Below are 24,068 nucleotides of genomic sequence, written 5' to 3'. Positions count from 1 at the left end.
GTCCCTCAAGGTTATAAACCCCCCTTTTTAAGGGGGGAACAGGAATCTAAATGCGAACCGCTATATATTTAGTGTTAGTTAATACAAGGGTTGGGCTATGGATGCTGAAGAGTTGTTGCAACGTTATGCTGCTGGGGAGAGGCGCTTCATTGAGATAGACCTCAGTGGTATTGATTTGAGCGGAGCTAATTTGCCAAAAATTGATCTGTGCAGATGTAATCTCCGAAATTATTAATCTTTCTAGGGCAAATTTGCTTGGTGGGAGCCTCATGGGTTCCGATTTGAGTGGAGCTAATTTGGGCAGAAGCAATTTGGAAAGTGTTGCTATGCAAGGAACTAATTTGAAAAACGCTACTCTGCTGGGTGCTATAACTATCGAAACTGAGTTTGCTGGAGCCTTCTTCCACAATACCACTACTGAGGAAGGGGATATTGTTGACGGACTTGAGTACTTCGACTGAAACCTTTGATGCTTGATTAAGCGGCAACTCAGCCAACAAGTTTGCCGCTTGATTAGTAGAGTTAAAATCTTCGTCATCATCAATGTCATTTGATGAATCAAATAAATTCACTGGCAAAGTTAGCCTTATTTGATTTCCAATCCTATTTTGTGTTGCTTCTGACAATGTAGACAAAAAGTTTAATCCAGTTAGTTCTTCTAAATGGCGAATAGGAATTGTCCATTTTGTCCAATCTTTCCAATCGTTAATACTATTAACTGATCATAAGTAATCATTATCGATACTATGTCTTCTGTTAAAAAGTATCGTAGCCTACAAAGTATTTAGCGATCGCTCTTTCGGGAAAAACTTTTTGGTTTACTGTTTAGGTAGAGTTGGTGATAAAACAGAGGGGGTAGATAAGGGACAAAGTTTTATATCATCCCCCTCATCCCCCTCATCCCCACTCCCTACTCCCTACTCGCCTTCTACTTGGGCGCGATACTCGTCTGCTGTCAAGGCATCCTCTACTTCATCAGGGTCATTGACGCGCACTTTCAAAAACCACCCTTCCCCGTAGGGGTCTTCTGACACGTCTTCAGGAGAATTAATTAAGGCTTCATTGCGTTCTATAACTGTTCCTGTAACTGGTGAATTCAGTTCTTCAACGGCTTTGACTGATTCAATTGTGCCAAAGTTTTCTCCCCTAGTAAGAGCGTCGCCAACTTCTGGCAGTTCTAAAAAGACGATATCGCCCAATTCATGTACAGCAAATTCAGTAATACCTATGGTGGCAATTTCACCATCTATTCGCACATATTCATGAGAATCCAGGTATCTGAAATCTTGAGGATATTCAAAAGACATATCACTTCCTCTCCCTTATCAAAAAAATTATTGTCCCAACAGTCATCAAAGCCATATTTGGTAATGAACCTTACTGTAGATTGACTAACTCACAACACATTATTCCTCAAAAACCTCGACGCTTATCAGTTAGCGACACGATTTTTTGACCGATAAAAGGGACGTTTCACTACAACTGCTGGGTAAGCTTTGCCGCGAATTTCGACTTCTAGCTGTTGACCGATGGTTGCTAATTGGGTAGGAACGTAAGCTAAAGCAACGGGATAACCAAGTGTAGGCGACAGAGTGCCACTAGAAACTTCTCCCACAACTTTACCAGCTGATAACACTTGATAGCCGTGACGGGCAATGTTGCGTCCTTGAGTTTGTAAACCCACCAATCGCCGCTGCACTCCAACAACTTTTTGCTGTGCTAAAATTTCCCGACCAATAAATTCGCCTTTGGTATCTAAATGAACTAGCCAAGCCAAACCTGCTTCTAAGGGTGTAGTGGTGTCATCGATATCTTGTCCGTAAAGTGCCATCGCCGCTTCTAGCCGCAGAGTGTCTCTGGCACCAAGTCCACAGGGAATAACACCAGCATTCTGGAGACTTAGCCACAATTCTACCCCCACATCCGGGTCTACCATCACCTCAAAGCCATCTTCTCCGGTGTAACCTGTGCGGGCTAAGAAGGCAGGTTTCCCTAGTAGGGTTGCTTCTAAATGTCCAAAGGCTTTGATTGGTTGTAAGTCGAATTCCACTAAGGGCTGGAGATATTTAATCGCTTTTGGTCCTTGCACGGCGATTAAGGCTTTTTCTGGTGAAAGGTCTTGGAATTGCACTTTATCCAAGTCAAGGTGTTGCAATAGCCATGCTTTATCTTTAGCAGAGGTTGAGGCATTGACGATGATAAATGCCTTTTGTATACCAATGGTGTCTTCACCTTGGTAATAAACAATGATATCGTCAATAATTCCGGCTTGGGGATTTAACAATACGGTGTATTGTGCTTGACCAGCTTGCAATCGACTCAAGTCTGAAGGCACTAGAGGCTGGAGTTGGGAAATGAGGTTTTTACCTTGAAGGGTAAATTTGCCCATGTGGGAAATATCAAACATTCCGGCTGTATTTCTTACAGCTTCGTGTTCGCGGCTAATGCCACTAAATTGTACAGGCATTTCCCAACCGCCAAAGCTGGTAAAGCGTGCTTTAAGTTTTACACCCACTTGATATAAAGGGGTTCGCGCCAGAGATTGGGCGTTGTTTTCTTGATTAGCCACAGGTAATTTTGCGATCGCACCTCAACATCTATAATCCTACGAGATGCTTTCTGGTTTTTGAGTCTTATGTATTGAATTTAGTCATTAGTCATTAGTCATTGGTCAATAATCAATAGTTCTTCTTCCCCTGCCTCCCCTGCCTCCCCTGCTCCCTCATCCCCCTCATCCCCCCACTCTTTTATCCCCTTCTGTAAGCTTTAATAGTTAATGGTGTAAGTGTTGAGATTTATTAAGAAGAGATTATGAAATATTGGCGACTGTTAGCTAGCTTTGTCTTCGCGATGGTTCTTTTTTGGTTTCCCCTATCGGCGCAAGCTGCAAGTTCTTCCAGTATTACCCGTTCTATGGGTAATGATGAACTCAAGGGCAAGGATTACTCTGGTCAAAGTTTAGTTGGCACTGAGTTTACTAATCTCAAACTAGAGAATGCTAATTTTAGCAATGCGGACTTACGTGGTGGCGTGTTTAACGGCACCCTGTTGGAGGGAGTAAATCTGCATGGTGCTGATTTTAGTGAAGGCATAGCCTATCTAACAAGGTTTAAGGATGCTGATTTAAGTGATGCTGTGTTGACCGATGCAATGATGCTACGTTCTACTTTTGATGATGTAAATGTCACAGGTACTGATTTTACGAATGCAATTTTAGATGGGATACAAGTTAAAAAGCTTTGTGTTAAGGCAAATGGTGTGAATTCTAAAACTGGTGTAAATACACGCAAGTCTTTAGGATGTAAGTAGAAGTGCGAATCGTTGGCTAGAAACCAATCCTATCAAGGATAAGGGGGATTAGCCGCAAGGGATACAGAACCTTGACAACTGAATGACCATGTAGGTGAGAGTTATTATCCTAGAACCCTCAAATCCTACCCCGTATGTGCAACGCTGAAAGCATCACCCCCAGGTTTGAGACTAGCCATCAAAGCCTGAAGCGGGGTGAAAAGAAAGGTGTTATTACTGACAGCCTAAGTTGGTAAGCACCGAGCAAAGTACCTATGAATAAAGCCTCGGCTTGAAGATGCGTTTGAATCGTCGTCAACATTAACCAGCGAAATAAGGCTTAATGCGTTGGAGCCAAAAGGCACAGGATAAGCAGTTGGCATGTTTCTACCTGACCAACAAGCACTTCCAATAAACCCGGCGAAAAGCATCACTTCTATTGGTACATAGTATGGTCATTCGGAACGAGATAACCTCTCGTATGCTCTCAGGTGGTCGAATACCTGAGTAGGTGCTAACCGTATGCAGCGAGTAGGAAAGATTTAGTCAGAAGCGAATGTCTGGGGTAATTCCCAGAATATGCAGACAGACTTACGGTGATTTGGAAGATGAAGTCTCAAGTAGTGAGTACAAATGTCTAATACACAGTCTCAACAACTGATGGTGGAATGGCACTCTATTAACTGGCGTAAGTTAGAACGTAGTGTGTATAAGCTCCAAAAGAGAATTTATCAAGCCTCTGCCCGTGGTGATGTGAAAGCATATCGCAGACTCCAAAAGACGCTGATGAAGTCATGGTCAGCAAGAGCTTTAGCGGTTCGTATCATTGAGGAGCGGAATGAAGGGAAACTTTCACGTTCCGTTTTGAAGACCAACGGGGTTGGCGACAGCCTCGTTGAGTTTAATTCTATCCCCCTCTCTTGGCTGGGGGAGAGAGGGATAGATTTTAATGAATTACGAATTACGAATTATGAATTAGGCGCAGCGATCGCTAGTGATATGCTTCTCTTAAAAAGCTGGCATAATTTGCCCGAATTGTCATAGTAGTAGGATGACTTACACCTAAAGTTTGTTCACAAATTTTCAAAGCTTGCTCAAATAAGGGTTTGGCTTTTTTGTAGCGTCTTGTATTACGGTAGAGTGCTGCGAGATTGTTCAGACTAATGGCGACATCAGGATGATTATCTCCCAGCAGGTGTTTACTCATTTCTAAAGCTTGTTGATACAAGGGTTCAGCTTTGGTGTAGCGTTCTGTAGATTCGTAGAGTTGTGCTAAATTATTCAGGCTAGTGGCGACATCTTGATGGTTTTCTCCCAGCAACCGTTTTCTGAGTTCTAAAGCTTTTTTAAGCAAGGGTTCAGCTTTGCTGTAGCGTCCTGTATAACAGTACAATGCTGCTAAATTGTTCAAGGTAGTGGCCACATGGGGATGTTCTTCTCCCACTAGGCGTTTCCACAGTTTCAAAGCTTGCTGATACAAAGGTTCGGCTTCGCTATAGCGTCCTATAGATTCATAGAGTAATGCTAAATAGCTCAAGGTAGTGGCGACATCAATATGTTCTTCTCCCAGCAGCCGTTTTCTCAGTTTTAAAGCTTGTTGATACAGAGGTTCGGCTTCGCTGTAACGTCCTGTAGAATCGTAAAGTTGTGCTAAATTATTCAGGCTAGTGGCGACATCTTGATGGTTGTCTCCCAGCAGGTGTTTTCTCTGTTTTAAAGCTTGCTGATACAAAGGTTCAGCTTCGCTGTAACGTCCTGTAGATTTGTAAAATCCTGCTAAATTGTTCAAACTAGCAGCGACATCACTATGTTCTAAACCAAGATGATTTTGAGTCACTTCTACACATTGTTGTAACCAATATTCTGCTTGCTGATAAAGTCCTTGGCCTTGATAAAACCACGCTAATTTGGTAAACAGAGTGATTATATTTTCATCGCCCACATACTGGAATAGTTGGGTTGCAACTTCTGTAATGTGCGGGATATGTGGAGTCAGGTTAAAAATATCTTCAGGGTTAGGCTGTTGCGGAATTAGCTTTGCTACTTCTAACATCATCGCTGCAAAGTTAGTTTTTGCTTCATCCGCCTTATTTGACTGATTCAACTTCATTTGGAAAAGTTGGCGAATTAGGGGATTTAGACAATAAATTCCTTTACTTTTCTGTTGTAGCAAATGCAATTCTAGTAAATTGGCTATGGCAGAAAGCCATTCTTGTTTTTTGTTATCTTCTCTCGCCTCAAGAGATAAGGGAATGTCAGCTAAGGCACACAAACTTAGCAAACAGCCAAAGCTTTGTGCATTTTCATCCAACTGTTCCCAACTTAATTCAAAAGCTTCAGCTACACCGTATTCATAAGGCATCAATGAGTTAGCATTGACTACTGCTTCATGTTCCACTCGTTTCTTTTCTAGCCGCTTCAGTAGTGTTTCCAGAGACAAATCTGGCATTTTATCCAGATATCGCCCTACTAACTCTAACGCTAAAGGCGAATATCCCAAAAATTTACAAATTCTTCTGGCAACCCAAGGTTCTTGTTGCAGTCGTTCCCGAACCACCAGCGTTTTTAATAATTTCATCGCCGCCAATGGTTTGAGGACATCCAATTCGCTATTATATTTCGCCCTCAAGTAAGCTTGTAACTTTTCTAGTTTGTCCCGATTGTTAGAAATAACTAACTCAAGATAACTCTGAGCGAACTTGTTATATATCTCACCCATCCACTTTCTGAAAGCAACAACATCAACGTTTAATTCGTTGATAAGTTTAGCTTCACTTTTACCTAAAATTTCATTATTAAAATACTTTAAAAAAGCTGCTGTTTGCTCTAGAGATAAGCTATGAGTAGCAGCTTCTTTGGCTAGAAAATTAGCCCATTGCATAAACAGCTTGTGATATTTATTTTTAATTCTACTTTGTCTCCATTTGGAAATCTCCTCCTTTGGGGTAAAAATACCATTTGCATAGAAAGATTGAAACGCAGTGCTTACGGTTTGACATCGCCACTTGAGCCTTTGAACCTCAGATTTCGAGTTTTGTACTCAAAATGGCTATGCCTACGCACGTTGTTAATTAGCATGAGAATCGAACCGCAGAGGCGCAGAGGACACGGAGGAAGAGATTTTAGGCGTGATGGCGGAGTTTGGTGTTGATTTATGCAAGGTGTAGCAATCAGTTCTGTTATTTCCAAACACTGCTGTGATGCCTCATAAAAATAATCTAATTGCAGATTTAACTCAGCAAGAAAGCTCTCGCCAAGTCATCAAAGTTGAGAGCTTTCTTTATTCTTATGTGCATTGATCGCTTTTTGGCACAGATCGCCAGAGTAAGCTTTTATTCCACAGGTACTTAGACGTTAATAAACTCTATCATCCCATACTGTATTTTACTCAAACAGGAACCGCTATATGTTCGTGTCTATCTCAAAAATTTAATCTTTTAGAGTTCAAGAATGTTTACAAAAGTATGGACTCCTTAATATAATGCAATTAAAAGCGAGAAGGCAAATTAATTGTCAGAAGTGATGAATGCTATTCAATTTCCCTGGCTAACAGCCATAATCCTCTTACCATTGGTGGCTGCCTTAGCCATCCCTCTAATCCCAGATAAAGAAGGTAGAACTGTGCGGTGGTATGGTCTGGGAGTTGCTTTTGCCGACTTTGCACTGATAATTTATGCCTTTTGGTATAAGTACGACTTCCAAAGTTCAAGACTCCAATTTGTTGAAAACTATCCTTGGATACCGCAGTTAGGTTTGCATTGGGCGGTAGGGGTTGATGGTTTATCGATGCCCTTGCTGCTTCTAACAGGCTTAATAAATACCCTCGCAATATTCGCGGCTTGGAAAGTTACCACCAAGCCGCGATTATTTTATGGTTTGATGTTAGCGATGTACAGCGCCCAGCTTGGCGTATTTGTCGCCCAAGATTTGCTGTTGTTCTTCCTAACCGACTTTCCGCACTTCATCGTGTAATATGCGTAGATTTCCCATAGGTGGAAAAAAATGGTTAAATCAACAACATAAATCGCCAATGGTATTCAATATTAATACTTAATAATTTGAACATTATTAGGAATTTTTATTGAAAAGATAGATAATACATTTTGAAGTGCGGAATGTGGGTTCCTAATGTGGGAAATCGAGTTAGTGCCGGTTTACCTGTTGATTTCCATCTGGGGAGGACAAAACCGCCGTTATGCGGCTACCAAGTTCATTATTTACACCGCCGCCGCATCAATATTTATCTTGATAGCCGGTTTCGCCCTTGTCTTCTCTGGAGATACCGTCAGCTTCGACATGGCGACTCTGGGAATGAAAGAATACCCCAAAACCTTGGAATTGTTGGTTTATGCAGGTTTCTTAATTGCCTTCGGGGTGAAGTTGCCGATTTTCCCTTTTCACACTTGGCTACCTGATGCTCACGGTGAAGCATCAGCACCGGGTTCGATGATTTTGGCTGGTGTGTTGTTAAAAATGGGTGGTTATGCTCTCATCCGCTTTAATGTGGAAATGTTGCCTAATGCTCATGTGACTTTTGCGCCAGTGTTAGCAATTTTAGGTGTAGTGAACATTGTCTACGGTGCTTGCTGTGCCTTCGCCCAAACCAATCTCAAACGCCGCTTGGCTTACTCTTCAATTGCTCACATGGGGTTTGTGCTGATTGGGATTGCTTCTTACACAGAACTGGGTATTAGCGGTGCAGTGCTACAGATGGTTTCTCACGGCTTGATTGCTGCTAGCTTGTTCTTCCTCTCTGGCGTGACTTACGATCGCACCCACACCTTGATGATGGATAAAATGGGGGGTATGGCGAAGGTAATGCCCAAAACCTTTGCTCTGTTTACTATTGGTTCAATGGCTTCTCTAGCCTTACCCGGAATGAGTGGTTTTGTTGGTGAGTTGATGGTGTTTCTCGGTATCGCCACCAGTGATGTTTACAGTTCCAGCTTCAAAATTGTAGTTGTGTTGCTGTCAGCCGTTGGCGTGATTTTGACACCGATTTATTTACTCTCCATGCTGCGTCAAGTGTTCTATGGTGAACAAAGTCAAGAGTTACACTTGGATGCTGGAATATCTGATGTCAAACCCCGCGAAATATTTATTACCGCTTGTTTGTTGCTGCCAATCATCGGTATCGGTTTCTATCCCAAATTGGCAACGCAGACTTATGATGTGAAGGCAGTAGAATTAACCGCCCATGCTCGTGAAGTTCTACCAGTTGTTGCTCATCAGCAACCGTCAAGTCTGTACTCGCGTGTTTTCTCTGCACCAACATTAGCTAATTCTCAAGTTGAAAGTTCGATTAATATTTCTGAGTAAATTAACTTCCCATTATAGGGTGCTGCAAGTAAATTATAAATATGAGGGGAATGAAGGGGTGGTTATGAAACCACCCCGAAACTTTTGTATTATTGAATCTATTTAGCATACAGCCACCAACTAAACAAACGGCTGACTCTGGGCATGACAACGTAGGTCAAAAGTACAACCATAATAATGGTAACGATCAGCGAAACAATCAAAGGTGGGAAACCGCGAAGTACAGGGACTAAAAACGTACTCAAAATATTAATCAACACAAATACAGCTGCCCAAGTCAGTAATGCTGTTTTATAGCGCGGTGGAGTCTTCAGTGGTTTACCGGGAAGAGAAAACCAAGCTTCTAATCCACTGATTTGTTGAACATGAGGGTCAGATTCAACCAAAGATTGGGCTTGAGTTAGCCAGGATTCGCGATCGCGCGATGTCATCCACGCCTTCAAATTTTCGTAATTGTCAAACCGGAAGATGATCACATATTCAGTTCGCACCCCAAGTTGCGGACGAATCACATTTGTTCCCAAATGTCCTATATAGGTTCTGGAAACACTAGTAATATCTTTTAACCAAATCTCGTAAGCGCTTTCACATCCTGGTTTGACAAGTTGTGTAATGACCATAGTTACAAATTGATCGTCCTGTTCCATCTCTAATCAATTTTGGATTTTAGATTTTAGATTTTGGATTGATCCTATGAATAAATTCAGGGCTTGAGGATTTTCGATTTTGGATTTGTTTGAGGTAGCTTGCTTGTTGCAAAGCGAGTATAAATTTGTTTGCTCTCAAACGAATTTAAATTTTGGATTTGGAATTTTTAATTCCATTATCCAAAATTTCAAATTGCATTATTCTCAAGCCAAAGGATATCCAGCTTTACCAACCTCAAATCTAACAACATTGGCAGGAACCACCCCTGTGGGCGGAGGTAAAAACATTCCTCCATTATTCACAACGTAAATTGCTGTGCGATCGCCTTTCCCTTGACCAAAAGCCACTGCTGTGCTACCAATTACACCTGACTCGGCTTGAGCAATAATGGTTGTACTGCGATCGGGCGCAATTCGGATCACACTGTTGTAAATGTGCGTTGCTCCATAAAGATTCCCTTCCACATCAAAGGCAAAGTCATCAATATTGGTCTGCTCAACAAAAATCTCCGGCTCACCTGGTTTATCAGTGGTATCAACGGGAATCCGCAACAGCAACATTTTTTCTGTATTGGAAACGTACAAGAAATCACCAAAACGCTTCAAGCCATTTGCTGCTGGGGTAACGCTCTCCGAACTGCTACGAGCAAGCATTGGATGTTCTAGCCAAATTGATCCCCGGCGTTGAGCGATATCAATCAGCCAAATTGCACCACGATAAGAATCTGCCGTCAGATACTGAGTGTCAGACAGTTGAGTGATACCATTAAGAAATATAGCATCTGGCAGTGTCAGCAACGTTTCCACCGTGCCATCGTTGGCAACTAGAGAAACCACAGGTATAGAATCAGCATTCCAGCCTGTTGCCACTAGATTGCCGTTGGGAGTAAAAGCAAGACCACTTACCTTACCTTCAACACTGGCATGAATTTGCTGATTGCCATCTGGGGTAATGCGAACAATCTTGCCGACTTCGTGATTGGTTACAAAGATTGTGCCATCTGGTGCGTAGGTGTAGCCCGCCGCAGCGATCGCTAGATTTTCTAAAAAAGTATTGACCGGGAACGAGGTAAGAATTTTAGCAGGTGCTAATTCGATTTGCGTATCTGCGTAAATAGGTGGATAAACCTGCATCAGGGTTTGTAACTCTGAGCGAAGCGATCGCCTTCAGCAAGAGTGGCTGCTTGTTGGCGATGTCTACGACGGGCTATGCCTACGAGCAGTTCGCTCAACCGAGCATCCTGTTCTGGTTCTATTTGCAGTTCGGTCAGCACCAGGACTTGTTCATCAGAAAGGATAGAGACAGGCTGAAGGTTGGTAATGTCTCCACTAACGGGCGGAATTGAAAGTTGAATGGTATCTACTAAAATGCTGGCAACATCACGATTTGCCAACCGTACAAAGCGTTCTGCACGTTGGTAAATATCGTCTGGGTAATGATGATTTGGGTACTCATAGCTCCTGTAAATACTCTCTCTATTTTCACTTGTAATTATTAATTAAATTATGTGTATTAGGGGAACAAAAACTGAAGAGCGTAATTTTAACTTTATTGGATATTTGTAGCGATCACAGACTAATTGGGCAAACTAACTTAGTAAGCAACCTTTATATCACTAGATGGAAAGAAAAAATTATGAAGTTAAATCTAAACTATAAAGATATGTCAGTTTTATCCTATATTCATCGGAGAGAACTGCCATCAGTGCCTGGTATTTATTACGTGGGTAATTATAATTGCCCAGTTATGTATATCGGTCTTTCACGCAATTTGAAAAAACGCCACATTAATCATCATCGTCAGATACAGTTTGAGAGTATCGATAATCCCGTTATACGCTACCAGATTTTACCAAAGAATTTATTAGCTAAAATCTCAAACTTAGAAGCCGCTCTAATTAGGTTAGAGAAGCAATCCATAGACTACTATAGGCCACCTCTCAATTACACACGCTTACCAAATCAACCGATATTTAGAACATCACATGGCCCGATTTATATTCAAATCCATAAAGTTAGAGAAGAAGGCTACTGTTTACATTTTGATAGTCAAGATGAGGACGAATTGGCAATAAACACAAGTAAATTATCTTTACTTACTAGAGCTATCGAAGAACAGCGACCCATATTTTTGATAGCATCTGGGTATTACGAAAATTATGAGATGGCAAATTATCCCAATTTATCTAAACTTACTTCCTACAGCAATGATAGGATTTATCTTCTTGTAAGTCGTTTCGTACCTTATGAAAAAGAGCAGTCTGACTGCCCTGATTACAATTATGTTGTTTATGGGGCAACATCTAAAGTATTTATTAACCCTTATATCATACTCAATAACAGACCAGGATTTGATGAATTTAGAGGAAGCTATTTAAAACTAGGATTTACTAATTGTGAACGCTCCCCCTTTGTCAAGGAATTGTTGCGTTTAGGCGAATTCAATTTACTCTAACCTATATATTTGTGTTTCCCTGATGATATAAAGCATTAAAATAAGGACTGAGAAATAAATCTCAGTCCCGATAAAAAAGCGGGCTAACCGCTTTTTATATGGTTAACCCGTGCAGCTTTGGGAACGCGCAGAGAAATTGTTATTGCAATACCAACTTCACGTTAGCGTTTTGCAGACCGCGTTGTTTTACTTCAGCCAAAGTTTTGTTAACGGCATACTTTTGGTTGATTGAGTTGATCAACTCGGTTTGGTTGTGCTTCTTAGCAACTCCCCACAAGTCAGCGATTAGGTCAAAAGAACCATCGCTGTTGCGAGACCAGCCGAGGTCATATTCGCCATCCAACATAGCAACGATGTCAGAACGGACACGCTGACCGTTATAACCACGGACATCAGCTTCAGTCTTTACGCTGATACCTAGGTCGCGCAAGGAAGCCTTGAGGATTTCGGCATCGGTGATTTTGGTACGCAGGGTGCTAAAGTGAGACATTTGGGTTTCCTCCAATGATGAAGATTGAGAAAAACGACAACGGTTTGTTTTGAGCGAAGCCGCGCTTAACAGGATGCGGCTTTTTTTATAACTGCTAGCATTGGGAGCTAGCCTTTCCCCCTGGGATGGCAGAGGAAAGCTTTTAAAACTCCATTCGCTGATATTCAGCTACGGAGGATGCTGCGGGGCGGGCGCGCTGTCTGGCCCAATCTCTCAGAGCCGTTACTTGTTCTTGCATCGTTCGAGACAGCGGCAATGTTGCCTTCAGTGCAGCAATGATATCTAGTTGGGTGAACTCCCGATCTTGGGCAAAAGCTTCATACATTGCCGCAACGATCGCTTGCTCAACTTCTGCCCCAGAAAAGCCGTCAGACATCTTGGCTAGTTGCTCAAGATCAAATCGTGATATGTCTTCGCGGCGCTTGGTCAGATGAATATTAAAAATGTGTTGCCGTTCTTCCGGTGTTGGCAGATCGACAAAGAAAATCTCATCAAAGCGTCCTTTCCTCAAGAATTCCCCAGGTAAGCGTTCTACTCTGTTGGCAGTTGCCATGACGAACACTGGTGATTTCTTATCTTGCATCCATGTGAGGAAAGAGCCGAATATTCTACTTGAAGTCCCCCCATCGGAATCAGAAGAACCTCCACTACCAGCAAAGGATTTATCTAATTCATCGATAAACAAAATCGCTGGGGAAATAGATTCTGCTGTTTTCAGGGCATTCCGCAGATTTGCTTCACTTCGTCCCACCATTGAGCCGTCGTAAACTCGCCCCATATCCAACCGCAACAGTGGTAAACCCCACAGCCGGGAAGTAGTTTTGGCTATTAATGACTTACCACAACCGGGAACTCCGAGAATTAACATCCCCTTTGGTTGAGGCAAACCATACTCTCTCGCTCTTTCTGTGAAAGCGTTAGAGCGTTGTTTGAGCCATCTTTTTAACTCTTCTAAGCCACCTACTGCATCAATGGTTTCATCTTCTTCCATGTATTCTAAGATGCCATTGCGCCGAATTAGTTGCTTTTTCTCAGATAAAACGATATCTACTTCATCTTCCGTCAAACGCCCTGTAGTTACCTGCGCCTTTCGGTAGACTTTCTCGGCTTCATCTTTAGTTAGACCCAAAGCGGCTCTGAGAAGTTTTTCTCTAGCCTCTGTTGTCAACCGCCGTCCACGATTTTGATCTACATGCTGAGTTAGTACTTTATTCAACTCTGCCATATCTGGCAATGTAAAGTCAATAACTACAACTTCTTTTTCCAACTCTATCGGTACTTGTTGCATTGGTGACATCAAAATGATGTTCTTTTGCGTACCTTTAAAGCTAGCGATCGCATCTCGTAACGATCTGTTGGTTGCAGGCGCATCAATAAAGGGGTGTAAATCTTTAAGAATAAATATACTTGGTTCTTTCTGCCGAATTATCCACTCAATCGCCGCCTCTGGAGACACGGTATTATGTTGGGTGACATTCCGGGGTTGACCATACTCAACAATGCCGTGTGTTACTGTCCAAACAAATACTCGACGTTGCGGCTTTAACAACTGGGCGATTGTGGAAACTGCTTGCTCGGCCCGCTCTTCCTCGGAGGTCACAAGGTAGATTAAAGGGTATTGAGCTTGAATTAGGATATTGAGCTCTTCTTTCATACTTCGACCTACTTGAGACCTTATAGAGACAGTAGAGACATTGCTTCTGGTAAAGACAACCGAATTATGAATTATTTATTCATGATTCTTATTTATCTAGCAAGGAACTAACTCTTCCTCACCTTTGGGATGCGTTTCATCTTCATCCATTATGGAAAGATGTGGTTGAGCAACTACTCCTGGTTGATTGCCTAAAGCAACTAGTTCCCCATCACGTAATACTAGTGAGCTATCACAAGCTGGGCATGAATAAACTCTATGAGTCCGCCCATAAGAAGAATCTTCTAACTCGTCAACCAATTCTGAATTAGACAAGTAAAAAACCAGCGCCCGTTCCGCAAGTTCTGACATTGGTTCGGAATCTACTGCTGAACGAATCTTCAATTTTCTGTGCAACTCTGGCGATAAATACAAAGTGACCTTTTGCTTAGTTTGCGTTTGCATATAACTCTTTAACGGTCTTACCCGGGTATGTATATTAACTTATCGGTTCTTCTATTGGTTGTCAAGACAGTAAAACGTTTTGACGCCAATATTGTTACATTTGTTTACATTTTAGCTTGAAATGCTGTTTATTGAGTGATAAATAGCTGATTACAAACCTAGTAGAATTAATCAGGACTTAGGCAGTCAAAATCTGAAACCTTAATGGAAATTAGCGATCGCTAATTTAATGATTACCTGAGTTGGCTGATTTTTTAACTATTTGGAGCGTAATTGGAGCGTAAGCGGATTAAAGTTGAACACCTTGCCGGTTGTAAACAACTGATATCCACAAGAGATGCCAGCGAATGACACCAGCATAGAGAAAAGCGACACAGAGCCGATTACCACACCACTGGCGATGAATAGAGCAATTCCGATGCCAATCAACACCCATCCCAGTTTCCGATTATCGCGCCCACCCCAATTTAGAGCTACTACACCTCCCATACACAGCAAAATTCCAGGTGTGCTGCGTAAGTAAACGCTTACATAAATGCTTGTACTTAAAAATGTAATCCCTGCTAGGATTAGCCCTAAACGAATAATCTTACTGGCATCTTACTGACAAAGATTACTTGTTCTTCTTCTTTACCGATGCTGGGCGCTGTAATTTTTTTTGGCGCGGAGTTTGCTGTAGGATTTTTTGTGGTAGATGCAGCAGCAGTCTGCACCCTAAACATGAAAGTTATTTTGTCTCCCTGGCCAAGGGAAATTCTATCTCCTGGATGCAGTGGAAAAAAAACTTGAGGTTGAAGTCTCGCACCGTTAATGTATGTGCCATTAGAACTGCCCAAATCGGTGATATGGTATTCATCGCCATTTATCCAAATTTGCGCGTGGATGCGAGATGCCACATCCGAATCTGGTAAGCCAGAAATATCAATATCTGGTGATTTTTGGTCATTTGGCTTACCGATGCAAATTACAGAAAGATTCGCTGGAAATTGTAAAGATGTGTTGGTTTGGAAGTGAAAAAGCTCTAAAGTTAGCTCGGCTGTCTGAGATGCACTGTGCATAAATTGTGTGATAAAGCACTCTTTATAAGTTTCTCTACTGACAACTCAAAAGAGAATGGTAAATATCCTGAATATTATTGAATTTTTAATGAGCGCTCTTTTGGTGCAGTTTACTCAGCAGTTTACGGATTCGGGAATAGCTAGTAAATTGGCGAAGGTATTGATCTGAGTTTCTGGTACTTCTATAAAATCAGTGACTTTGGCAAAATGTGTAATGTAAATGGCTACTGCTAATAAAACCTGTATTTTGGGGCGAAGAATGTATCGGTTTGCCGCCACCCTTAGCGGAGTCATTGCCCTGTTAATAATTTTGTGGGGTTGTATTGCAAATGATTTTAACGCCAAAGCGATCGCCTGGAAAACTTATAGCAACTCCCGTTATGGCTTTGAATTTCCATATCCGAGTAACTGGACTTCTTTAGCAGCCCCAGAAAATGATGATGGAATTGCGTTTATTTCACGACAGGATAACTCCGTGGAAATTCGGGGGTGGGCAAGTCAGCAGCTACCGAATAATGGAGAGTCGGTGAAAAAGATAAAATCCAACTTTCAGACTTACCAAGGAGTATCTGGGGTGCTGGTTGTAGAAGTTTCTCAACAAGTTGGTTCGATGACACTGACACTAACTCAGAGTCAAGTGAAATACTGTTTGCGGGGACGAAGCAAAAGCCAAGATTTTCAAAGTTACTATCGTTTCTTTTATTACATTGCCCAGCAGTATCGCATTCCGAAACCTTGAAAAATGGGCATTGGGCATTAGTTATTAATTCTTCTGGTCCTGCTCCCTAATCTCCCCACTCCCCACTCCCCCCAAAATCCACATCTCTCCCAGAATGATGATTGAGAGGGTACACAAACCTGATAGATTTAGCTATCAGCGAGTAAAAACTGGTGAAGATGAAAGTCCTGGTTATTGGTGGTGACGGATATTGCGGTTGGGCAACTGCTCTTTACCTTTCCAGTCGAGGTTATGAAGTTGGAATTTTAGATAGTTTGGTGCGGCGGCACTGGGATACTGAACTAGGTGTTGAAACTCTCACTCCGATCGCACTAATTCAACAACGTCTCCAGCGCTGGCAAGATTTGACGGGTAAATCTATCGATTTGTTCATCGGCGATATTACTAATTACGAGTTTCTCCATAAAACATTACAGCAATTTCAGCCAAATGCTCTGGTGCATTTTGGTGAACAGCGTTCGGCCCCATTTTCCATGATTGACCGAGAACATGCAGTTCTCACCCAGGTTAATAATGTAGTTGGGACGTTGAACTTGCTGTACGCCATGCGGGAAGATTTCCCCGACTGTCATTTGGTGAAGCTGGGGACGATGGGTGAATACGGTACACCCAACATTGATATAGAGGAAGGGTATATCACCATTGAACACAATGGCCGCAAGGATACCCTACCTTATCCCAAGCAGCCCGGTTCGATGTACCATTTAAGCAAAGTCCATGATAGTCATAACATCCACTTTGCTTGCCGGATTTGGGGATTGCGGGCAACTGATTTAAATCAGGGTGTAGTTTATGGTGTCTTAACCGAAGAAACGGGGATGGACGAACTATTGATTAATCGCCTGGATTATGATGGTGTGTTTGGTACTGCACTGAACCGCTTTTGTATTCAAGCAGCGATCGCACACCCTTTAACCGTTTATGGTAAAGGTGGACAAACTCGCGGATTTTTGGATATTCGGGATACAGTCAGATGTGTAGAATTAGCGATCGCTAACCCTGCCGAGGCTGGTGAATTCCGCGTATTTAACCAATTTACCGAACAATTCAGCGTCGGCGAATTGGCATTAATGGTAAAAAATGCTGGTAACGCTATGGGATTGAAGGTAGAAATCAATCACTTAGATAATCCCCGAGTCGAGAAAGAAGAACATTACTTCAACGCTAAAAACACTAAATTGCTCGATTTAGGTTTACAGCCTCACTTACTTTCTGATTCTCTACTCGATTCTCTGTTAAACTTTGCCATTAAGTATCAGAAACGAGTCGATCATAAGCAAATTCTGCCCAAAGTGTCTTGGCACAGAAATTAGGATAAACTCTGCGTGCGGCTGATAACAGAACCTTATTTAACTCAAGTCAGTAACTGTCCAAAAAATGGTCGTCATATTTTAGCACAATATGACGACCATTCAATTGTTGTTTACGCTGCATATCGTCCCGCTATTGGTCACTTCGCCGCCACCTACGGTTATTTTGGTGGTGAGTTCAGTTTTGAGCGTATGAGTTGGATAAAACCTAACTTCCTTTGGATGATGTATCGTTCTCGATGGGGTACACAAAATGGGCAAGAGGTAGTCTTAGCTATTTGGATTAAGCGTTCGGCAATTGAAGAAATTTTAGCGGCGGCGGTTCATTCCAGCTACGTTCCAGAACTTTATCCCGATAAAAGTGCATGGCAAAAAGCACTCAAGCGCTCACAAGTTCGCTTGCAATGGGACCTGGACCATCACCCATCGGGGACAAAATTAGAAAGACGCGCTATTCAGTTAGGGTTACGTGGTGAAGTACTAGCTGCTTACGCCAAAGATTGGATTGTGTGTGAACATTGAGAATATCTCGGACTTTGTACAGAAACAGCGCCAAAACATTAAATCTGACTGTGCAGAGTTGATTACACCACAGGAGAGAGTCTATTCTGTGTTTGATACTGAAACGCAAGCAAAGCTGAGATTATCTGCCTGGACTGAATAGTTTTTTATGAGAATTGCCCTATTTACCGAAACCTTTTTACCCAAGGTTGACGGCATTGTAACGCGCCTGCGCCATACCGTTGACCATTTACAGCGCAGTGGTAATCAAGTGCTGGTAATTGCCCCTGACGGAGGCATCACAGAACACAAAGGCGCTAAAGTTTACGGCGTTACTGGCTTTCCTCTGCCATTGTATCCAGAATTGAAAATGGCACTTCCCCGCCCCGCCATTGGTTACGCTTTAGAAGAGTTCAAGCCAGATATTATCCATGTTGTGAATCCAGCCGTTTTAGGTTTATCTGGCATATTTTATAGCAAAATCCTCAAAATCCCCTTAGTAGCGTCTTATCACACGCATTTACCCCAATATCTCCAACATTACGGCTTGGGGATGCTGGAAGGTTTTCTTTGGGAACTGCTCAAAGGCGCTCATAATCAAGCTGCTTTAAATCTGTGTACCTCAACAGCAATGGTGGAAGAACTGACAGCACATGGTATTGAACGTGTAGATTTATGGCAGCGTGGGGTGGATACGGAATTATTTCACCCAGATTTAGCTAGTGTAGAGATGCGATCGCGCCTATCAAAAAATCATCCAGAAAGTCCATTACTACTTTACGTGGGGCGGCTTTCTGCTGAAAAAGAAATTGAGCGCATCAAACCAATTTTAGAAGCAATCCCCGAAGCGCGGTTAGCATTGGTTGGGGATGGCCCCCACCGTGAAGCATTGCAAAAACACTTTGCTGGTACAAACACTTATTTTGTTGGGTATCTCATGGGGCAAGAATTAGGTTCTGCTTTTGCGAGTGCTGATGCCTTTATCTTTCCTTCGCGTACAGAAACACTAGGTTTAGTACTACTAGAAGCAATGGCAGCTGGTTGTCCGGTAGTAGCAGCCCGTTCTGGGGGGATTCCCGATATTGTCACAGATGGAGTAAATGGATATCTTTTTGAGCCAACAGCAGATGTTGAAGGAGCATTAGCTGCTACTGTTCGCCTCTTAGAACAAAAACAACAACGAGACATCATCCGTCAAAATGCTCGCCAGGAAGCAGAAAGTTGGGGTTGGCCATCAGCCACTAAACAGCTACAAGATTACTATCAAAAGGTGATATTCTCTGAAAAATTGGCAAACTCAAGTAGTAGAAAGTAGAGAATAGGGACTGGGGGGGCAGGGGAGGCAGGGGGAGCAGGGCAAGAAGAACTATTATTGACCCATGCCCTATACCCCATGCCCAAAATCTAAAATCTAAAATCTAAAATTCCTATGACCGAAACAGACTCATGATACAGAGCAAGTAAATTTATTTATGGAGAAGAAAAAAAATGGATGTAGTGATACACTGCGCGTTTGCCTTTGGCGTCTCGTAGAGAGAAATACGGCGTCCGTTAACTTGCCCCTAAATTTATGTATGGGGATTATTAATTTTGAATTTTGAATTCGGAGCAAAGCGACGTGACACTCCCCAATTCTGGTAGCGTCTTGGCTACATTAACTGAATTGACTCAAGTTAATCGTACTCACGCCCTATTGCGTCGTGTTAAAGACTTATCTGTTAATGAATTTGTTTGTTTACTCGACTTCATAACTGCTGAGTTTCAGCAATTTCTTAGAGCTATTGAACTAATCAATAATGAAGCTCTAGAAACTATGTTGGAGAAGGTTTTAGAAGCTATCACACTCAAAATTGGTCAAATCCTGCAAGCAGAACACACTGCTATTTTTTTAGTTGACTATGACAAAGGTCAATTGTGGTCAAAAGTTCCTCAAGATAATTCCCAAAAATTCTTAGAAATTCGGACTCCCATTAAAGTGGGTATCCCCGGTCATGTTGCCAGTACAGGTGAATATTTAAATATATCTGAAACTTCTACTCATCCCTTATTTAGCCCAGAACTTGAAAAACAAATGGGCTACAAAATGCATAATATTTTATGTATGCCTGTTATCAGTAGCAAAAACCAAACTGTAGCAGTAGTGCAACTGGCTAATAAAACCGGGAATGTTCCGTTTAATTCTGATGATGAAGAACGGTTTCGAGACTTCGCCGCTTCTATTGGTATTATTCTAGAAAGCTGCCAATCTTTTTATGTAGCCGCTCGTAATCAAAGAGGCGCAACTGCTTTGTTACGGGCAACTCAGACACTGGGGCAAAGTTTAGATTTAGAAGCAACTTTGCAAATAGTCATGGAGCAAGCTCGAATTTTAATGCAAGCAGACCGCAGTACACTGTTTTTATATCGTAAAGAGATGAACCAACTCTGGACGAAAGTTGCTGCGGCAGCAGATGGCACAAACTTGATAGAAATCCGCATTCCTGCGAACCGTGGCATTGCTGGCTATGTGGCCTCTACTGGTGAAGCCTTAAATATTTCTGATGCTTATAAAGACCCCCGATTTGACCCGACTACAGATAGAAAAACTGGGTATGTAACTCGCAATATCCTGTGTATGCCAGTATTTAATTCGGCAAATGAATTAATTGGCGTTACACAATTAATTAATAAACAACAAAGCAGTTTTACCGCTTCTGATGAAGAATTTATGCGAGCTTTTAATATTCAGGCAGGAGTTGCCTTAGAAAATGCTCGTCTGTTTGAAAATGTGCTGTTAGAAAAACAGTATCAAAAAGATATTTTACAAAGTCTATCAGATGCGGTGATTTCTACAGATATGGCAGGACGCATTGTCACGATTAATGATGCGGCGCTGGTGTTGCTGGGCTGTCCTATAAAAGATGCTAATAGTAAGAACAACAAGTTTTTGTGGGAACAAAATTTGATTGGTCGCCTAGTTTGGGAAGTTGTGCCGATTGAAAATCTCCAAATGCGGCTAGAAGATAGTTTAAAAACTGGAGCTAAACATTATGTGCCAGAGCAAAGTTTGATAGTGGGAATTTATCAAGTTAATAGTGAGGAGTTAGGAGTTAAAAGTGAGACTCAAGAATCAAAATTCGGGACTCAGGATTCAATTTTAGCAGTCCGCGATCGCACTAACCCCGATATTTTCATTCCCTGGAATCTACCCCTGACTTCCCAATCTGAGTTTCTCAGCGCTAATCAGGTGCAAAAATTAGAACGCAGCACAAATCTAACTGTTAATCCCCTAACTAACCCCGAAGGCGGTGTCCGGGGTGGTTTGGTGGTGTTAGAAGATATCAGCCAGGAAAAACGAATGAAAACTACCATGTCCCGCTACCTAACTCCCCATGTCGCCGAGCAAGTTATGGCTTTGGGGGAAGATGCTTTAATGGTGGGTGAGCGTAAGGAAGTAACTATCTTGTTTTCTGATATCCGAGGCTACACAACGCTTACAGAAAATCTTGGTGCAGCTGAGGTGGTATTGCTGCTCAATCAGTATTTTGAAACGATGGTAGAGGCGGTTTTTAACCACGAAGGCACTCTCGATAAGTTTATTGGTGATGCCTTAATGGCGGTATTTGGTGCGCCGCTACCACTTACAGAAAATCATGCTTGGAGGGCTGTGCAGTCAGCATTAGATATGCGACACCGGTTAGAGGAATTTAACCATCGGCGAATTATCCAGGCGCAGCCACAAATTCATATTGGCATTGGGATTAGTTCTGGGGATGTGGTTTCGGGTAATATTGGTTCTCGTAAACGCATGGATTACACCGTAATTGGAGATGGCGTAAATTTGAGTTCGCGTTTGGAAGCGGTAACGAAGGATTATGGTTGTGATATAATTTTAAGCGAATTTACTTATCAACTTTGCAGCGATCGCATTTGGGTGCGCCAGTTAGATAAAATTCGAGTCAAAGGGAAACACCAAGCAGTTAATATCTACGAGTTAATTGGCGATCGCACCACTCCCTTAGATGCCAACACTCAAGAATTTTTATCTCACTATCATACCGGACGCTCGGCTTATTTATCGCGCAACTTCTCCCAAGCGATCGCCTATTTTGAAGCCGCCAAATGCATCCAACCCCAAGACCAAGCTGTTGATATCCACCTAGAACGTGCGCGTACTTACCAACAAACCCCGCCCCCACAATCCTGGGATGGTATCTGGACAATGGTTACTAAATAGTAATTTGTCATTTGTCATTTGTCATTCTTCCCCTGCCTCCCCTGCCTCCCCTGCCTCCTCATCCCCCTCACCCCCCTTCACCCTCCAACCTCCCCCTGCTCATCCTGAAACGGATCTTCGCCAATTCTTAGCTCTTTTTTTGAGCGTTTCAACTGTTTCCATAGATCCTTGATTTGTTCGTAAGCTTGACCTGGAGGCAGTTTTCCACCTGTTTCTAAGTTGCAAATGTAGCTTACTCGTTGGGCAAATTCTTGTAGATTTGCATTAAAAACCAAGTTTTCTGGCTTTACCTGACCGTAGTAACGGCCGCGGGGGTAAAGAAAGTCATCCTTGTTCACTATTTTGTTCTCCAATTTATTCAACTCCCCTTGTGTTTGAATCTCTAAAGCTGAATCATTAGCTACCCCGATCTTTATTGTCCTCAGAGTGCGGAAACTCGAAGCATCAAACTTTTTTTCCAATTATTAATGATGCAATAAGCGGGAATTGGTTGATTTAGATTTAGAGAGTAGAAAATAAACCTTGAAATACTTTTACAGTAAAAGTTACAAAAAAAGTTTCTGCTAAAGTCACTAAAGAGAATATTTGACTTCCCTCCCAGTTGTTGATTTATCTCATCTTAATTTATAAATTTCTGAGTGTAATTAACTTCAGTTGAAACCCTGAGTGACAATTTGCTAAAAAATACTCCTATTATCTAGCAATTATCATTTTTGTAAAAATATTTACTATTTTATAGTAGCAATATTACTTAGGTAACCATACTATATTTTAAAGCCAATTGTCGTCTGTTAAAAGTTAGAAATTGAGTTGTGAATCTTTAGCAACTCTCTGCTGGGCTGTGACCAAAAATACACAAAGGCGTACTAGAGCAGAGCGGGAATTTCCTCTGTGTCCGTCTTGCCCTCTCCTTGCGTTAGGGGTTCCTGCCATAGACCTCTGCCCAATAACCGTGTCCCCGCACCCTTGTAAATAATTGCCAATAGCTAATAGTTAATAACTAAAGATAAAATGGTGAAGCCTCAAATGACAACTTTTGTCCATCGCCTAGAACTTTACCTGCCACCATGTCTGTTAATTCCAAGTTATACGAAGGCAAAGCCAAAATTCTCTACACCACGGACGATCCGGAAGTGTTGTTGGCCGATTTTAAAGACGATGCCACGGCGTTTAACGCCCAAAAGCGTGGCAGTATCCAAGAGAAGGGAAAAATAAATTGTAGCATTTCCAGCCAGCTTTTTAAACAATTGGAGGCAAATGGTATAAAAACTCACTTTATCGACAGCCCTACCCCAAATCAGATGCGGGTGAAGGCAGTAAAGATTTTACCCCTAGAAGTAGTTATCAGAAATATTGCTGCTGGCAGTTTGTGTCAGCAAACAGGCTTACCAGTGGGTACAATTCTAAAAGAGCCAATGGTTGAGTTTTATTACAAAAACGATCAGTTAGGAGATCCTTTGTTGACACGCGATCGCCTGTACCTGCTAGAACTAGCGACTGCGGAACAAGTAGATGCAATTACACATCTAGCATTGCAAATCAATGAATTTCTCAAAAACTTTTGGCAACGATGCGGCATTACCCTAGTAGACTTCAAACTAGAGTTTGGTTTGGACTCACAGCAGCAGTTGCTCTTGGCAGACGAAATTAGCCCCGACACCTGCCGTTTATGGGATACCGCAGAACAGGACTCAAACCGCCGGGTAATGGACAAAGACCGCTTTCGCCGGGACTTAGGAAATGTAGAGGATGCCTACCAGGAGGTTTTACAAAGAGTGCTAAAAGCAGTAGAGAGTAATAATTAAGTGAGTAAAAATCGATTAAACTCGTGTGGATTGTCTTTTGTCAGTTGTCCTTTGTTATTCATCAAGGGCTAATGACCAATGACCAATGACTAATGACTAATGACTATTTGTGTGTGTGGTCGTGAAGAGGAATTATAAGTAA

23 protein-coding genes and 2 pseudogenes are annotated in these 24,068 nt (G+C 42.1%); 13 read left to right on the top strand and 12 right to left on the bottom strand.

What is annotated here, in order from left to right; translation table 11 throughout:
* Positions 1-97 precede the first annotated feature (97 nt).
* On the top strand, positions 98-235 hold the full coding sequence (locus V7K32_RS22310) for a pentapeptide repeat-containing protein (RefSeq protein ID WP_334996014.1): 138 nt from the start codon (positions 98-100) through the stop codon (positions 233-235).
* Positions 236-269: 34 nt separating this feature from the next.
* Entirely contained in the window at positions 270-461 is a 192-nt protein-coding gene (locus tag V7K32_RS28885) for a pentapeptide repeat-containing protein (RefSeq protein WP_442938785.1), read from the top strand.
* Positions 462-917: 456 nt separating this feature from the next.
* On the opposite strand, the gene gcvH is transcribed toward V7K32_RS28885, so the two are convergent.
* Together gcvH and gcvT are read right to left on the bottom strand one after the other, a co-directional pair.
* Positions 918-1,307 carry a glycine cleavage system protein GcvH gene (gene gcvH / locus V7K32_RS22300; protein WP_229454445.1) on the bottom strand — a complete coding sequence of 130 codons (390 nt, stop codon included), beginning with the start codon at positions 1,305-1,307 and terminating at the stop codon, positions 918-920.
* Between the two features lie 125 nt (positions 1,308-1,432).
* On the bottom strand, positions 1,433-2,569 hold the full coding sequence (gene gcvT / locus V7K32_RS22295; RefSeq protein WP_334996011.1) for a glycine cleavage system aminomethyltransferase GcvT: 1,137 nt from the start codon (positions 2,567-2,569) through the stop codon (positions 1,433-1,435).
* A gap of 242 nt (positions 2,570-2,811) precedes the next feature.
* On the opposite strand from gcvT, the gene V7K32_RS22290 reads away from it, so the two are divergent.
* Positions 2,812-3,309, top strand: a complete 498-nt coding sequence (locus V7K32_RS22290; RefSeq protein WP_334996009.1) for a pentapeptide repeat-containing protein — start codon at positions 2,812-2,814, stop codon at positions 3,307-3,309.
* A gap of 612 nt (positions 3,310-3,921) precedes the next feature.
* Positions 3,922-4,332, top strand: coding sequence for a reverse transcriptase N-terminal domain-containing protein (locus V7K32_RS22285; RefSeq protein WP_334996007.1), 411 nt, complete (start codon positions 3,922-3,924; stop codon positions 4,330-4,332).
* Here the strand turns inward: V7K32_RS22285 and V7K32_RS22280 are convergent.
* The gene (locus tag V7K32_RS22280; RefSeq protein ID WP_334996005.1) at positions 4,280-6,169 is read right to left on the bottom strand and encodes a tetratricopeptide repeat protein; all 1,890 of its coding nucleotides are present in this window, start codon (positions 6,167-6,169) and stop codon (positions 4,280-4,282) included. The two genes, V7K32_RS22285 and V7K32_RS22280, sit on opposite strands and share 53 nt — an antisense overlap.
* Before the next feature lie 641 nt (positions 6,170-6,810).
* Between V7K32_RS22280 and V7K32_RS22275 the strand changes: the two are divergent.
* Both V7K32_RS22275 and V7K32_RS22270 read left to right on the top strand, forming a co-directional pair.
* Positions 6,811-7,233 (top strand): annotated as a pseudogene (locus V7K32_RS22275) (NAD(P)H-quinone oxidoreductase subunit 4); the annotation flags it as partial.
* A 183-nt stretch (positions 7,234-7,416) separates the two neighbouring features.
* Positions 7,417-8,607 (top strand): annotated as a pseudogene (locus tag V7K32_RS22270) (NAD(P)H-quinone oxidoreductase subunit 4); the annotation flags it as partial.
* Positions 8,608-8,705: 98 nt separating this feature from the next.
* Here the strand turns inward: V7K32_RS22270 and V7K32_RS22265 are convergent.
* The 3 genes from V7K32_RS22265 to V7K32_RS22255 form a co-directional block, all read right to left on the bottom strand.
* The gene (locus V7K32_RS22265) at positions 8,706-9,254 is read right to left on the bottom strand and encodes an antibiotic biosynthesis monooxygenase (RefSeq protein WP_334996003.1); all 549 of its coding nucleotides are present in this window, start codon (positions 9,252-9,254) and stop codon (positions 8,706-8,708) included.
* A gap of 204 nt (positions 9,255-9,458) precedes the next feature.
* Positions 9,459-10,388, bottom strand: coding sequence for an SMP-30/gluconolactonase/LRE family protein (locus tag V7K32_RS22260; protein ID WP_334996001.1), 930 nt, complete (start codon positions 10,386-10,388; stop codon positions 9,459-9,461).
* Positions 10,388-10,648, bottom strand: coding sequence for a hypothetical protein (locus V7K32_RS22255; protein WP_334995999.1), 261 nt, complete (start codon positions 10,646-10,648; stop codon positions 10,388-10,390). The genes V7K32_RS22260 and V7K32_RS22255 overlap by 1 nt, the downstream gene beginning before the upstream one ends.
* 242 nt (positions 10,649-10,890) lie before the next feature.
* On the opposite strand from V7K32_RS22255, the gene V7K32_RS22250 reads away from it, so the two are divergent.
* Complete coding sequence (locus V7K32_RS22250) at positions 10,891-11,709, top strand: GIY-YIG nuclease family protein (RefSeq protein WP_334995997.1); 819 nt, start codon at positions 10,891-10,893, stop codon at positions 11,707-11,709.
* A 139-nt stretch (positions 11,710-11,848) separates the two neighbouring features.
* On the opposite strand, the gene V7K32_RS22245 is transcribed toward V7K32_RS22250, so the two are convergent.
* The 5 genes from V7K32_RS22245 to V7K32_RS22225 form a co-directional block, all read right to left on the bottom strand.
* On the bottom strand, positions 11,849-12,199 hold the full coding sequence (locus V7K32_RS22245; protein WP_012407317.1) for a DUF1257 domain-containing protein: 351 nt from the start codon (positions 12,197-12,199) through the stop codon (positions 11,849-11,851).
* A 142-nt stretch (positions 12,200-12,341) separates the two neighbouring features.
* Positions 12,342-13,853, bottom strand: a complete 1,512-nt coding sequence (gene ycf46 / locus V7K32_RS22240) for a stress-responsive protein Ycf46 (RefSeq protein WP_334995996.1) — start codon at positions 13,851-13,853, stop codon at positions 12,342-12,344.
* 96 nt (positions 13,854-13,949) lie between these two features.
* Complete coding sequence (locus V7K32_RS22235) at positions 13,950-14,297, bottom strand: hypothetical protein (protein WP_334995994.1); 348 nt, start codon at positions 14,295-14,297, stop codon at positions 13,950-13,952.
* Between the two features lie 258 nt (positions 14,298-14,555).
* The gene (locus V7K32_RS22230) at positions 14,556-14,786 is read right to left on the bottom strand and encodes a hypothetical protein (RefSeq protein WP_334995992.1); all 231 of its coding nucleotides are present in this window, start codon (positions 14,784-14,786) and stop codon (positions 14,556-14,558) included.
* An 86-nt stretch (positions 14,787-14,872) separates the two neighbouring features.
* The gene (locus V7K32_RS22225; protein ID WP_334995990.1) at positions 14,873-15,355 is read right to left on the bottom strand and encodes an FHA domain-containing protein; all 483 of its coding nucleotides are present in this window, start codon (positions 15,353-15,355) and stop codon (positions 14,873-14,875) included.
* A gap of 220 nt (positions 15,356-15,575) precedes the next feature.
* Here V7K32_RS22225 and V7K32_RS22220 point away from each other — a divergent pair, with 220 nt between their 5' ends.
* The 5 genes from V7K32_RS22220 to V7K32_RS22200 all read left to right on the top strand — a co-directional run bounded on the left by V7K32_RS22220 (position 15,576) and on the right by V7K32_RS22200 (position 22,121).
* The gene (locus V7K32_RS22220; RefSeq protein ID WP_334995988.1) at positions 15,576-16,094 is read left to right on the top strand and encodes a hypothetical protein; all 519 of its coding nucleotides are present in this window, start codon (positions 15,576-15,578) and stop codon (positions 16,092-16,094) included.
* Positions 16,095-16,252: 158 nt separating this feature from the next.
* Positions 16,253-17,407: an NAD-dependent epimerase/dehydratase family protein gene (locus V7K32_RS22215; protein ID WP_334995986.1), complete on the top strand. Its 1,155-nt coding sequence runs from the start codon at positions 16,253-16,255 to the stop codon at positions 17,405-17,407.
* Between the two features lie 12 nt (positions 17,408-17,419).
* Positions 17,420-17,926: a DUF4291 domain-containing protein gene (locus tag V7K32_RS22210; RefSeq protein ID WP_334995984.1), complete on the top strand. Its 507-nt coding sequence runs from the start codon at positions 17,420-17,422 to the stop codon at positions 17,924-17,926.
* Positions 17,927-18,074: 148 nt separating this feature from the next.
* A complete protein-coding gene (locus V7K32_RS22205; RefSeq protein WP_334995982.1) occupies positions 18,075-19,220 on the top strand; it encodes a glycosyltransferase family 4 protein in 1,146 nt (381 codons plus the stop codon).
* 303 nt (positions 19,221-19,523) lie between these two features.
* Complete coding sequence (locus tag V7K32_RS22200; protein ID WP_334995980.1) at positions 19,524-22,121, top strand: GAF domain-containing protein; 2,598 nt, start codon at positions 19,524-19,526, stop codon at positions 22,119-22,121.
* Between the two features lie 77 nt (positions 22,122-22,198).
* Here the strand turns inward: V7K32_RS22200 and V7K32_RS22195 are convergent, their stop codons facing one another.
* Positions 22,199-22,459, bottom strand: coding sequence for a DUF7219 family protein (locus tag V7K32_RS22195; protein WP_334995978.1), 261 nt, complete (start codon positions 22,457-22,459; stop codon positions 22,199-22,201).
* Between the two features lie 729 nt (positions 22,460-23,188).
* On the opposite strand from V7K32_RS22195, the gene purC reads away from it, so the two are divergent.
* Positions 23,189-23,926, top strand: coding sequence for a phosphoribosylaminoimidazolesuccinocarboxamide synthase (gene purC, locus V7K32_RS22190; RefSeq protein WP_334995976.1), 738 nt, complete (start codon positions 23,189-23,191; stop codon positions 23,924-23,926).
* The last annotated feature ends 142 nt before the right edge of the window (positions 23,927-24,068 follow it).

The organism is Nostoc sp., assembly GCF_036917635.1.
GTDB lineage: Bacteria > Cyanobacteriota > Cyanobacteriia > Cyanobacteriales > Nostocaceae > Nostoc.
The sequence above is the reverse complement of the archived record's forward strand: the minus strand, read 5'-3'. Positions and strand labels throughout refer to the sequence as shown.

Bases quoted from the DNA above. Each gene is read 5' to 3' on its own strand.
- V7K32_RS22245 (WP_012407317.1), bottom strand. From the start codon at position 12,199: ATGTCTCACTTTAGCACCCTGCGTACCAAAATCACCGATGCCGAAATC.
- V7K32_RS22220 (WP_334995988.1), top strand. From the start codon at position 15,576: ATGGCTACTGCTAATAAAACCTGTATTTTGGGGCGAAGAATGTATCGG.
- purC (WP_334995976.1), top strand. From the start codon at position 23,189: ATGTCTGTTAATTCCAAGTTATACGAAGGCAAAGCCAAAATTCTCTAC.
- V7K32_RS22285 (WP_334996007.1), top strand. From the start codon at position 3,922: ATGTCTAATACACAGTCTCAACAACTGATGGTGGAATGGCACTCTATT.
- V7K32_RS22310 (WP_334996014.1), top strand. From the start codon at position 98: ATGGATGCTGAAGAGTTGTTGCAACGTTATGCTGCTGGGGAGAGGCGC.
- V7K32_RS22215 (WP_334995986.1), top strand. From the start codon at position 16,253: ATGAAAGTCCTGGTTATTGGTGGTGACGGATATTGCGGTTGGGCAACT.
- V7K32_RS28885 (WP_442938785.1), top strand. From the start codon at position 270: ATGGGTTCCGATTTGAGTGGAGCTAATTTGGGCAGAAGCAATTTGGAA.
- V7K32_RS22250 (WP_334995997.1), top strand. From the start codon at position 10,891: ATGAAGTTAAATCTAAACTATAAAGATATGTCAGTTTTATCCTATATT.
- V7K32_RS22205 (WP_334995982.1), top strand. From the start codon at position 18,075: ATGAGAATTGCCCTATTTACCGAAACCTTTTTACCCAAGGTTGACGGC.
- V7K32_RS22260 (WP_334996001.1), bottom strand. From the start codon at position 10,388: ATGCAGGTTTATCCACCTATTTACGCAGATACGCAAATCGAATTAGCA.
- ycf46 (WP_334995996.1), bottom strand. From the start codon at position 13,853: ATGAAAGAAGAGCTCAATATCCTAATTCAAGCTCAATACCCTTTAATC.
- V7K32_RS22265 (WP_334996003.1), bottom strand. From the start codon at position 9,254: ATGGAACAGGACGATCAATTTGTAACTATGGTCATTACACAACTTGTC.
- V7K32_RS22235 (WP_334995994.1), bottom strand. From the start codon at position 14,297: ATGCAAACGCAAACTAAGCAAAAGGTCACTTTGTATTTATCGCCAGAG.
- V7K32_RS22290 (WP_334996009.1), top strand. From the start codon at position 2,812: ATGAAATATTGGCGACTGTTAGCTAGCTTTGTCTTCGCGATGGTTCTT.
- V7K32_RS22225 (WP_334995990.1), bottom strand. From the start codon at position 15,355: ATGCACAGTGCATCTCAGACAGCCGAGCTAACTTTAGAGCTTTTTCAC.
- V7K32_RS22280 (WP_334996005.1), bottom strand. From the start codon at position 6,169: ATGCAATGGGCTAATTTTCTAGCCAAAGAAGCTGCTACTCATAGCTTA.
- V7K32_RS22230 (WP_334995992.1), bottom strand. From the start codon at position 14,786: ATGGGAGGTGTAGTAGCTCTAAATTGGGGTGGGCGCGATAATCGGAAA.
- gcvH (WP_229454445.1), bottom strand. From the start codon at position 1,307: ATGTCTTTTGAATATCCTCAAGATTTCAGATACCTGGATTCTCATGAA.